Origin of the sequence: Xanthomonas sp. A1809, assembly GCF_017746015.1 — a bacterium.
Lineage (GTDB): Bacteria > Pseudomonadota > Gammaproteobacteria > Xanthomonadales > Xanthomonadaceae > Xanthomonas > Xanthomonas euvesicatoria.
The window spans coordinates 628,031-639,460 of the sequence record NZ_JAGHWZ010000003.1; the positions used below are offsets into that span (position 1 = coordinate 628,031).

Genomic DNA, 11,430 nt, shown 5'->3' on the forward strand with positions numbered 1-11,430 from the left:
TGATTCCAAGAAGCTGGCCACGTCCTTGAAGGCAAGAGGGCATGGGCGAGCCCAATAAGCCTCCCGATTGACGTGAGGATTATTTGCCTTAGCTTGAATGGATGCGCGACATTGCCGACAACGCAGACCAGCTCATCCAAGACTACTTCAATAGTCTTGGCATGGTGCTTTGGAAGGACCTCACGCCAGATGACAATACATCACTTCGGTTTTGGCATCTAAGTCTGGACGGCAGTGGCGAAGACAGCAGCGAGCTGGTGTTTGAAAGTAGAGGCCAAGTCTGGCGTTGGTGGCTTGCCACGCTTGCCTGGCAACGGTGGCTCATTAGAATTGCTCGCATTTGCACACACGCAGCGAGAAAAAATCACCGTGAAGCTCAGTATGTAGTGACATGGGCCAATGATGCAAATCGTTCAGTGCGCATGCCAAGTGCTGTCGAAGCTTCCATGGCAGCATTTGGTCGGCGTCGTCATCGCTTGGCTTCGGGCGGACTGCGATCCGGTCACCTTATTTACATGCCAGGATCTTCGATAGACGTGCTGGTGTGTCGAATTCACCAACATCTTTCCGTTGATGGTGAGTTGGGCGATGAGCTAGTGTGGCGAGGATTGAAACGGCAGGAAAGCAGCAATGAGACACGCGTATCGTTTTGGCGATCCCTTGAAGCAGCCGGTGACCGTGGAGCAGTGGCTCGTTAAGCACAGGAGTGCGACTCTGATGTGCCTGATTTGCGGTCAGCAGATGGCGCTTCGAGGCGTGCATGCTCAGACGACCGCCCACTTTGTTCACGGCGCGAATTCGAATTGCCCGACGATTACAAGGTCTCATGCACCATACAAATATTTGAGTTCACTCTCGAAGAGTCCTGGCGCCGCAAGCGCTGCCAAGAAGTTTGTTAAAGACAATCTCTACGGCGTCTACTACCGGATGAGGGCTCTTGCGCCGGGGTTGACTTGGACAGAGCTGTTGGCGGCCTGTGAAGCTGCAAAGGCCCATCAGGTATGGGCTTGGTCGGGATGACGCCAGAATACGCTCCCTCAGTGCTGCTTACTTGCGTGGATAGTTTCCCGGCAACGAGTTTTAGGCCATCTGAACTATCGTTTTTTTTGGAGCCCAATCCATCGCCAGGCGCTTACTGGAATTTTCCCCAAGGTCGGAAACGGCAAATTTTTGTCGTTGATCGCACGAAGGGGCAACTGAGCTTGGTGGACATCGACTTCACTCTCGCCCAGGGCGACATCTTCACGCGCATCGATGTTGCGCTTTCGTGAATCTAAAGACCTGCGCAGCATCAATTTGGCCGTTAGACACCGAGACGCGTGTTACGTGTGAGCGCTGAGGATCACATCACCGAGATCGTTACGACACTAGCCGATCATTGATCGCTTGGCTGAGTAGCTCAAACCACTTATTCATCTCGGTCTCGTCACCAAACTTCAACGTCCAAACCGGGTGATCCAGATCACGCACGCTAACGGTCAGGGTCCCCTCACGCTTGGAGCGATGCCAGTGCTTGTCCCAGGCCCTGATGTCGGTGAACCCATAGGTCTTCACCGCTCGGCCTTGTTTGAGTCGGATGGAAGAACGCTCGGTTGATAGTGCCACGGCAGTCGTCCGCGAAAAATGCGCGCGTTGGTAGTTGGCCTTGAACGCCGCTTTGGCGCTGTGGAGCTTCAATGCGTAGCCAGAACCAGCGGCGATGAGTGCTGCGCTACCGACAAGCACGATCAGAAGAAAAGTCCAAACCGTCATAGCGGGGCTCCTTGAAGAGGTGGGGGAGGCTTACTGGACGCGGCCAGTGATCTTCCATTTCCCGCCGATCTCAGTGAACGTGTAGACGCCATCCATCTGACTGCCGAAATCCTGCCCGAGTGCTTCCACCTTGGCGCTGACATCGCACGTGTAGCTCGGCGCGCCTTCAGCCTTGACGCACTTGCCGCTCTCGAAATCCTCGATCTTGGCCTTGTCATTGCTGTTGTCTTTAACGTAGAGCAAGAACGCGTCATGGCGCTCGCTTTCAGATGGGCCACCACCCGAGCAAGCCGCCAGAGAGACGATCAACGTGCCGATGACGGCAAAGCGAGCTTTGGACATAGGAATCCTTAGATAAGCGAGAGCAAACGGATTGGCACAGATGCATAGCCGTGTAAGGCCGCATGGCCGCCTCTGGCATCGGCCCATTGCAGTTGACAGCGTGCCGCGGCAACGTCAGTATGCGTTCAACGAATGATTCGTTCAACGAATTTTTGCAAGGCGCGTAACTCACGTTCATCCTTGTAAGGATGAGCACCCCCCAACCTGACATCCTGTCGTTGTTCGCTGCGCGGCTTAAAGCGCGCCGCCTAGCAATTGGCCTTGTGCAACAGGACTTGGGTGTCGCTCTTGGATTGGAGAGTCGCATCGCTCAGGCTCGCATCAGCCGCTACGAAACGGGCACGCATGTCCCAGATCTCAAGACTGCCCTGGATCTGGCTGATGCACTTGGTGTGTCCCTAAGTTCCTTGGTCGCCGAGTCTGATCGACTTGGTCAGATCATCGAGCTGGTGCGCCAACTGCCAGAGGGTCAGCAGGAAGAGCTGGCGAAACACTTGTCGACACTCGCCGCATCGTCTCCTTCGAAGTCCGAAAAAGAGTAGGCCGAACAACCTATTCGACGGACAAGCTCTCACTTGGGGAGCAGCGAAGGACGTCGCAAAATTGCGGCTGAGCCCAGCACAGCGGCCCGGCTCGTCCATGGTGCGAAAGTCCCGTTGCTGTCTTGGCATGCTTCCCGTCAGACAATTCCTACACAGATGCCAATGCGCGTCCGATCTGAACAGGCGGTGTGATCCTGTAATCTTGCGAGCGGACGGTCGTTTTCAAATAAGCCAGGGAGCACAGATGGAAGGCAGCGCGTCATGACCGGCAAGACCCAGCTCAGTGTTGCCATCGCGCTTTTTATCCTTGCCTTCATTGCAGGGGTCTACCTCTCCGGTCAGTTGATCTTGATGCTGTTGAAGGTGGCCGGTCCCCTCACCGTCGGCACCTACTGGTCTTACGTCAAAGCGCTGGACCTCCCGCAGTTCGCTCCCTATGCCACCAAGATCAAGCTGGCTGGCGGCCTCGGCTTCGGCGTGCCGCTTGTGGCCTGGATCGCACTGCTGATCCCCCTGTTCAAGCCAAAGGCCGCCGCTTTGCATGGCGACGCGCGCTTTGCTTCTGGCAGTGATCTGGCTAAGAAGGACATGCTCAAACCGTCGCCAACCGGCATTGTGGTTGGCAAGCACGGTGGCAAGCTGGTGCGCTTGCCCGGTCAGCAGTTTGTGATCCTGGCCGCGCCCACGCGTTCGGGCAAGGGGGTGGGCATCGTCATTCCCAATCTGCTCGACTACCAAGGCTCGGTGGTGGTGCTGGACATCAAGCAGGAAAACTTCGATCTGACCTCCGGCTGGCGCAAGAGCCAGGGGCAAGAGGTCTTTTTGTTCAACCCCTTTGCCGAAGACGGGCGCACGCACCGCTGGAATCCGCTGAGCTATATCTCGCCCGATCCGGCCTTTCGCGTGTCGGATCTGATGAGTGTGGCGGCGATGCTCTACCCGGATGGCTCCGACGCCCAGAAGTTCTGGGTGAGCCAAGCGCGCAACGCCTTCATGGCGTTTACGCTCTATCTGTTCGATAGCTTGGACGATCAGATCAAGCGCAAGCACCCGAAAGACACCTGGATGTTCCCAACCCTTGGCTTGCTCTATCGCGTGTCGTCTGGGGATGGGAGCGACTTGAAGGGCTACCTCAAAAAGCTCTCGCAGCGCGACTTCCTGGGTCGCGACGCCAAGATGGCGTTCGACAATTTGCTCTCGCAAGCCGAAGAGACGTTCGCCTCGATCATGGGCACGTTCAAGGAGCCGCTCAACCAGTTCATCAACCCAATCCTGGATGCGGCCACCAGCGGCAATGACTTCTTGTTGACGGATGTGCGCAAGAAGAAGATGAGCATCTACATTGGCATCCAGCCGAACAAGCTGGCCGAAAGCCGCTTGTTGATCAACCTGCTTTTCAGCCAGCTCATCAACCTCAACACCAAAGAGCTGCCGCAGAACAATCCGGCGCTCAAACACCAGTGTTTGCTGCTGATGGATGAGTTCACGTCCATCGGCCGGGTCGACATCATTGCAAGCGCGGTGAGCTACATGGCCGGCTACAACATCCGCTTGCTGCCGATCATCCAGAGCATGGCGCAGCTGGACGCGACCTATGGCAAGGATGTCTCGCGCACCATCATCACCAACCATGCCTTGCAAATCGTCTACGCCCCGCGCGAGCAGCAAGACGCCAACGACTACTCGGACATGCTTGGCTACACCACGGTGCGCAAGAAGAACAAGTCGCACACCAGTGGCAAGAAAAGCAGTGTGTCCTACTCCGAGACCGAGCAACGTCGCGCATTGATGCTGCCACAGGAGTTGAAGGCGATGGGCTTTGACAAGGAGGTCTTCCTCTATGAAGGCATCCCAAGCCCGGTGCTCTGCGAGAAGATTAAGTATTACGAAGACACCTACTTCACCAAGCGCTTGTTGCCAAGGGTGAAGATTGAAGCCTTACAGATGGTCCCCGCATGAGTGATAGCACACCTTCCAATGTGCCTCAGAATCGATTGAAGGCTGATGGCAGTCACAGTCAACAGCTTCTGCGTGACCTGGCATTAATCAATGCGCGCACTGTGCAGCAGTTAGGGCCATTGCAACCGGGGGCGTCCGTAGCAACGCCTAAGCGCAAGCCCAATCTTCCACGTCCAATGCAACGCCTCAATCAGGATGCTTTTATGACTCAGACTAACGATTCTTCCCCTGATTCGGTCGGCAAAAGACCGCCAGTGCCACAAGGCTTGCGCGAAAGCTTCAAGGATTACCCCGATCACATCGCGCGGTTGGAAAGTGCGCTCCAAGAGTCGGTCGATAAGCCATCGCCGATTACCCCTCCCTTGGAGTTTGCGATCTGGGCGATCGAGGGCTGTCTTGATACCTTTATCGACGAATCACGTGAAAAGCTCAGGATTGCAGAACAAACGGGCGACCAAGAAGCAATCGCACTGGCGAAGGCAACGCATCTACTCATGCTTCATAGCGCCGCTAAGGGCACATGGAAGGAGCAGAATTTAATGGACTATTTTGGTTTCCCAAGTTCGAGTCATCGTCATGGCTGATGAAAGCGATGTGCTGCCGAAAGGGATCCACGAGCAGATCCTACGCGAGCAAATACTAACCGCCCCAGATTTCATCAATTCAACAGCCCAGCAGCAGCCGAAAGCAGTCATTCTGGGCGGCCAGCCTGGTGCGGGTAAGGGCGGCCTTGTCGCTCAGGCGAAGGCCGAGCTTGATCAAAATGCGGTCACAATCGACCCCGATGAGTTGCGCCGCTACCACCCGCGCGTTGCTGACTTTCGACGCGAAAATCCTTATGAATGGTCTGGTCGAACCCACAAGGACGCGAGCTCTTGGGCCGATGAGCTGCGCATGGCAGCGACTGCCGAAAAAAAGAACCTCATCTTCGACACCACGTTAAGCGATGGAAAGTGGGCATCGGAGACGCTAATCAAGGGCTTGCAAGAGCAGGGCTATGAGGTCGAGGTGCGTGCTGTTGCTTCTCCCAAGTTGGAGAGTGAGCATGGTGTCGATGAGCGTTTTACGGCCAACACCGACAGGCAAGGCTACGGTCGCCATGTGCCTGAGGGCGCGCGTGATGCAATCTACGGAAAGCTCCCTGTCAGTTTAGATACCATCCATACGAACAGCAACGTGCCCATCCGCATCTTCAATCGTGAGGGCATCGAGCTTTACGATAGTCGCACCGACGCACGCATGCCTGGTCAAGCGATGGAGGAAGCGCGCAACGCGCGGCTTAAAGATCCCGCTTTCACCGAGCATCTTCGGGAAGCCTGGCAAAAGCAAGTCGATTGGCACCGTGATCTACCGGAACACGTGCAGGCGATCCCGAAATCTGATCCTGCTGTCCAAGCAAAACTGCTTGAGGAGCATGCCAAGCTCCGGGTGAGCGATGTAGTTGCTAGTCGCATGGAAGGCATCGCCACCATTGATGAACTCGTGCGGCCGGGGGCTCCGCCTGCACGCGTGCCTGTGCCCGAGCCGGAGATCCCGGGCTTGCGTCGCGCCGGGATGACGGCAGGGCTCGCGGGCTTGGGCGTTGCTGCGACCGCCTACGACGCGTCGCAAACCGGAGAGCGTGTTGGCACGCTGTTGGCACAAGACAACCTCACCGCAGCGCGCTCAGAAGCGTTGCACTTTGCTGCCCGAGGTGCGGGCGGCTGGGCGGGGGGCGCCGCTGCCGCTGCTGTGGTTGGCACAAGTGGTGCCGGACCCGTCGCCCTGGTGGTGGCTGATGGTTATCTATTCAGTGCCGCTGCCGAAAAGGCCGTGACGCTCTGGGATAACCGCCAGATCTATACGCAAACCGACACGCAGGGCGTGAGCTGGGAGTTCAACGGCAGCCAGTGGCTTCGCCAAGAAAAAGCCGACCTGCAAGACGATGGCGCGGATACCCCACAGAAGCAGGGCATGTTCGCGCTACCTGAAAAAGCGCGCGAGCTGAACTATCACGCCAGTGGTGAAGCGACCGAGCAGGCGCTGGGCAAGGTGCAACCCAGTAATCCCTATGTGCAGCCATCCAGTGAGGCAGATGCGGCGCATCTCTATGCGCGTGATTGGCGGCATGATCCGGCAAGTGGCCAGTGGTCACGGATGATCGCCGACGAAGTCGATCGGAACGATCGACCTGTCTGGACGGTGGATCCGGCAAGCCCCGAGCGCAGTGCTGCACTGGACCAGCAGGCAGCTCAGGTGGTGGACGCCAACATTGCCCGAGGTCCGGCCGCGATTGCAGCGACCTATCAAGCTGCTTATCAGCGCAATGGCTGGGACGACTTCGGCCCTGTGCCAGCGGCCGTGCAAGCCGCTTTAAACCCCGACTCACTGCAAGCATCGGACGGCAGGCAGTATCAGCGCGATACGCAAGGTCAGTGGCGCCATGACGGCGTTGTTGCCGAAGGCAATGTCTCGCTGGAACTCAATGCAACGCGTGAGCGCTTGCAACCGGCCTTGGAGCAGCATGCGCAGGCAATGGCACAGATGCGCGCGCGGCAAACGCCAACGGCGCAGCAACAAGACCAGGCCAATACTGAAGCGACGTATGCCGCCTATGGCGTTGCGCCCAATGCCCAGACTGCAGGCGCGATCCAGCTTGCGGTGCAAAAAACCCGTGAGACAAACGGGATTGATGCCGCGACCAGCTCTTTGGCATTGGAGCGTGATGCGACCGGTCAATATTCGGTGGACAGCCCAATCCAGCATTTAAGCCGTGACGCCGATGGTGTAGTGCGTGTTGCAGCAACGACCAGCACTGATGAGATTCATCAGGCACTTGGGCAGCTGCAATCAGTTCGGCAGGAGCAACCACCTTCGACGGGTGCACCCGAGCTGCGCATTGACGCGCAATCGCCCCAAGAGCGTGACGCCTACGAGCAGGCCATGCGGGAGGCCAATCGGCAAGGCGTTTCGACGCAAGAAGCGCAACAGGTCGCAAGCTTCGCCGCAACGACCGTCACCGCTCCGCATGTGGATGAAACCCAAGCGCCTCAGGCAGCCATTGACGTGCAGCGAGACCGAGAAGTTGCACGCACGCCCGACGCGCCTGCTGCTGCGGAGATGGCAACGCCTGCCCCGGTCGTGATCCCTTCACCCGTCAACGCGCCGCTGCCAGAAGACGTGCGCCCGGTCGCTAGGCCCGCCGAACCAAAGCCCGAGCCTGTCCCACAGCGCGAATCCCAAGAAACCCGAACACCTGAGGTTGCCGCACCCTCGGCAGCCGGCGCAGTCCAGCCGAAGGCAGAACCAGTAGACCCACCCACGGCAAGCGCATCTGCGCCGAGCGTCGGATCGGTCTCATCAGCTCTCACGTCTCGTGAGGAAGCTCTAACCCAGGCAACTGTTCCAACGCCGCCTTCATTTCAGGAAGTGGAAGGGCTGCGCCTCGGCGACCGGGGACAAGAGGTCGAGTTCTTGCAGTATCGATTGCAGCAAGTGGATGCCCGGGGGCCAAACGGTCAGGCCGTGCCGCAAGACGGGCACTATGGTCCAGAGACCGAACATGCGGTAAGGCGGTTCCAGCAAGACCAGGGTTTGCCTGCAACGGGCGTTGCCGGCCAAGACTTGGATGCTGCATTGTCCCAGGCACAACACGCGCGTCGAGAAGCTCTGAAACCCACGGAGCCTGCATCGGCAAATGCAGCAGTGGAGCAGGGCAGCGAGCAGCAAGCCCGAGTAGGAATGCCGCAGAACGACGCGCCATCGGCTGTTCTATTGCAGGCAACGCAGCAAGAGGCGGTGCGAGCGCCGTCGCCGGCAATCCCAACACAGAGCGAAGCGCCGGCACAGATCATCTTGCCTGAGCGCATGACCTCCTCCTATGTGTCATCGCCGAGCTTCGGTGGGGCTGGCGGGCGTTCAAACCCAGGTATGAACGATGAGGATCGGGTCGAGCAAGCGAGACCCTCCCAAGATGTCGCTCAGCCAGCGTTTCCCTCTGATCATCGGGATTACGCGTTGTTCTCCGCGATCCAGGCCCAGCTCCCGAAGGGCATATCTGATGAAAAGACGGCCGAGGTGCTCCATGCCGTCAAAGAGTCAGGGATCGAGCGCGCGGATGAACTCCGCAAAGTGACCATCCAAGATGATGTCGCCTTTGTCTTTGGAAAAACGCCCGGCTTTCACTCGGAAACCGCGCTCAACACGCCATCGCCTGGCATCAATGAAACCTTGCAGAAGACAGAGGCATTGGATCAACAACGGACGCAGGAGATGGGGCAATTCCAGCGCGAGCGCGAAGAAATCGACAAGAACCCAACGGGCCCCGTAATGACGCTCGCTGCCCACTCTCAGCAGCAAATGATGTCAGACGCGTCCAGTGGTGATGGGGGCGGTGGCTGATGTGGTGGGAGCCTAGGATCGGCGTGATAACGATTGGGAGCAGCACGTGCTAAGTGATGTTGACGCGTTTTGTGCGCTATCCGCCGTGGTCCGACTCTGCAATGTGCGGCTGCGCTTTGCGCAACGCACCTTCGCTTGACGCAAACCTTGGTTGCTGAAAAAGCAATAGCGTGGGGCTTGCAGCCTTAGGTTTGGCGCCAATGCCAACGCCAGATCAACAAAACGCAAATGTAATTTTAATGTCTGCGCGGGTAGCCTCAACTCACGCAAGTTGTGCAGTAGATCTCGAAGTGTAGGTGCTATGGATAGCGAGTCAGGTCAGACGGATGACGCAGAACAACCGCTCTTTCGCAAGCGAAAGGGGCCGGAGACAACTTCCACACTCGGCGACCTAAAAGATGCGTTTCCCTCGTCCATCCGGATCTGGATCGGCTGTGGCTGTGTGCTTTTCCTCTTGCTGGCCACATTTGTTCTAACCGCGTCCTACTCCAAGCGAGAGCATGTATCAGGCCAGATCATCTCGACGCATGGGCGAGTGGACATCCGAAGTGGAACGCCTGGCCTCATCCTGTCAACGACGTTAAAGCCCAACGCCTTGGTCAAAAAGGGCCAAGTGCTCGCGGAGCTGTCAGCCGACACCACCGACGAAGCGGGCCGCTCTCTATCCGATGAGACGATCAAGCGTGCGCTCACCCGATCAGAAGAGCTGACCAAGGAGCAATTGCAGACGCATGAATTTTCTGGCCAGCGCGAACGGGAACTGACGCGCCAAGTCGAAGAAACGAGCGGTGCGCTGCAGGAAGTCGCTCGTAAGATTTCAATCTTGGAAAAGAAATATGCCAAGAACCAAGAACTTTTGAAGACCATTGAGCCGCTGCTTGCTGAGAAGTATGTGTCCAAATACACCTACCTCACCTACGAAAACGCTCTCTTGGATGCAGAGGCTCAGATCCAGGATGCCCGCGCGCAACAGTCCACACTTCGCAATCAACGTGCAGCTTTGCTAGGTGAAATCACCGAGATAAGGACGACGGCCAGCAGGCAAGCAAGTGAAATCGAGCGCGAGAAATCCACGATCGAAGATCAAGTGGCCAGAGCCAAGTCCGACCGGCTGCAGACCATCACCTCACCATTGAGCGGCACGGTCGCAGCGATCTATGCATCCCAAGGTCAGCGTATCGGCACCGACTCGATCATTGCATCCATCACCCCAAGCGAGTCGGTGTTCGAGGCTGAAATCCTCATTCCTTCAAGAGCCATCGGACATGTGACGGTCGGCACCGAGGTGCTGCTCAATATCGCCGCATTCCCGAAAGCAAAGTATGGCGCCATCCAGGGACGCATCGCATCGCTGTCAACCCAGACCAGCCCCCTTGGCGAGTTGGAGCGCCGCTATGGTCGCCAGTCGCCTACTGAGCCGGTCTATACCGCCAAGGTGGCATTGCCCTCGCAAACCATCGGAGTCGCCCAAGAAGCGAAGTCCTTCCTTCCGGGGATGGAAGTGGACGCGGAACTGATCTTGGAGGGGCGCAAGATTTGGGAGTGGATGTTTGACCCCTTCCAAACCATGGGCTCACGCTTGACGGGTGAAAAGCGATGAAGGATGTCTTGACACCATCCGCCAATGGCGATGCCGAGCCGGATCGCTCTGCCGAACCAAGCCTGGTGTTCTCCTCGAAGCGCCGTGTTCCGCATATCCGCCAAACTGAGTCGAGCGAGTGCGGCCTGGCCTGCATTGCGATGCTGCTCTCCTACTACGGCCATGAAACGAGCCTCGGTGAGCTTCGCAACCGCTTTACGGTGTCTACCAGTGGGGCAACGCTCGCTTCGCTGATTGAAATCGCTGATGCCAACGGGCTCACAACGCGTCCGCTTCGCTTGGAGCTTTACGAACTGCCCAAGCTGTCTTTGCCTTGCATGGTCCACCTGCACCACGGGCACTTTGTCGTGCTCACAGCGGTGCGGGGCGGGCACGTGCACATCAGCGATCCTGCGACCGGCGTCAAGAAGATCAAGCTCGACGAGTTCGATGAGGTTTTTAGCGGCATTGCGTTGGAAGCGCATCCAGGCCCGGCCTTCAAGAAGATCAAGAGCGTGCCATCGGTATCGCTTCGTGATCTGGCAGGCTCGCTTCGGTCCCTAGTGCCCGCATTTTGGGTCGTGGGCATCTTGGCGCTGTTCCTGGAAGGCTGCGCGCTGATTGCACCGCAATACTTGAGACTGACCATGGATCAGGTGCTCAGCGTCAAGGACGATGGCCTGGTCACCACATTGGCGATCGGCTTTTCGATCGTGCTCTTGGTCCAACTCGTCCTAACCGTTGCCAGGAAGTGGACCTTGCTGTGGATCTCTTCCACCACCGGCTTGCGGTGGAGCAGCAACTTGTTCCGTCACCTGGTGTCGCTACCCCAGTCGTATTTCGTGAAGCGGCATACCGGGGATATTTCAAGTCGCT

At 57.7% G+C, this 11,430-nt stretch carries 9 protein-coding genes; 7 read left to right on the forward strand and 2 right to left on the reverse strand.

Annotated features, from left to right (window positions below; genetic code table 11):
• Positions 1 to 101 precede the first annotated feature (101 nt).
• A complete protein-coding gene (locus J7396_RS03845; protein ID WP_184442105.1) occupies positions 102 to 698 on the forward strand; it encodes a hypothetical protein in 597 nt (198 codons plus the stop codon).
• 661 nt (positions 699 to 1,359) lie between these two features.
• Here the strand turns inward: J7396_RS03845 and J7396_RS03850 are convergent.
• Positions 1,360 to 1,752, reverse strand: a complete 393-nt coding sequence (locus tag J7396_RS03850) for a hypothetical protein (RefSeq protein ID WP_057663703.1) — start codon at positions 1,750 to 1,752, stop codon at positions 1,360 to 1,362.
• Between the two features lie 30 nt (positions 1,753 to 1,782).
• A complete protein-coding gene (locus J7396_RS03855) occupies positions 1,783 to 2,094 on the reverse strand; it encodes a hypothetical protein (protein ID WP_057663700.1) in 312 nt (103 codons plus the stop codon).
• A 188-nt stretch (positions 2,095 to 2,282) separates the two neighbouring features.
• Between J7396_RS03855 and J7396_RS03860 the strand changes: the two genes are divergently transcribed.
• The 6 genes from J7396_RS03860 to J7396_RS03885 all read left to right on the forward strand — a co-directional run.
• Positions 2,283 to 2,636 carry a helix-turn-helix transcriptional regulator gene (locus tag J7396_RS03860; RefSeq protein WP_176214963.1) on the forward strand — a complete coding sequence of 118 codons (354 nt, stop codon included), beginning with the start codon at positions 2,283 to 2,285 and terminating at the stop codon, positions 2,634 to 2,636.
• A 261-nt stretch (positions 2,637 to 2,897) separates the two neighbouring features.
• Complete coding sequence (locus tag J7396_RS03865) at positions 2,898 to 4,595, forward strand: type IV secretory system conjugative DNA transfer family protein (RefSeq protein WP_209260995.1); 1,698 nt, start codon at positions 2,898 to 2,900, stop codon at positions 4,593 to 4,595.
• Positions 4,596 to 4,861: 266 nt separating this feature from the next.
• Positions 4,862 to 5,179 carry a hypothetical protein gene (locus tag J7396_RS03870; RefSeq protein ID WP_039446097.1) on the forward strand — a complete coding sequence of 106 codons (318 nt, stop codon included), beginning with the start codon at positions 4,862 to 4,864 and terminating at the stop codon, positions 5,177 to 5,179.
• Entirely contained in the window at positions 5,172 to 8,975 is a 3,804-nt protein-coding gene (locus J7396_RS03875; RefSeq protein WP_209260996.1) for a zeta toxin family protein, read from the forward strand. Before J7396_RS03870 ends, J7396_RS03875 begins: the two co-directional genes overlap by 8 nt.
• 301 nt (positions 8,976 to 9,276) lie before the next feature.
• The gene (locus J7396_RS03880; protein WP_209260997.1) at positions 9,277 to 10,575 is read left to right on the forward strand and encodes an HlyD family efflux transporter periplasmic adaptor subunit; all 1,299 of its coding nucleotides are present in this window, start codon (positions 9,277 to 9,279) and stop codon (positions 10,573 to 10,575) included.
• On the forward strand, positions 10,572 to 11,430 hold an 859-nt coding region (locus J7396_RS03885; protein WP_244669496.1), incomplete at its 3' end, for a cysteine peptidase family C39 domain-containing protein. The genes J7396_RS03880 and J7396_RS03885, both read left to right, overlap by 4 nt.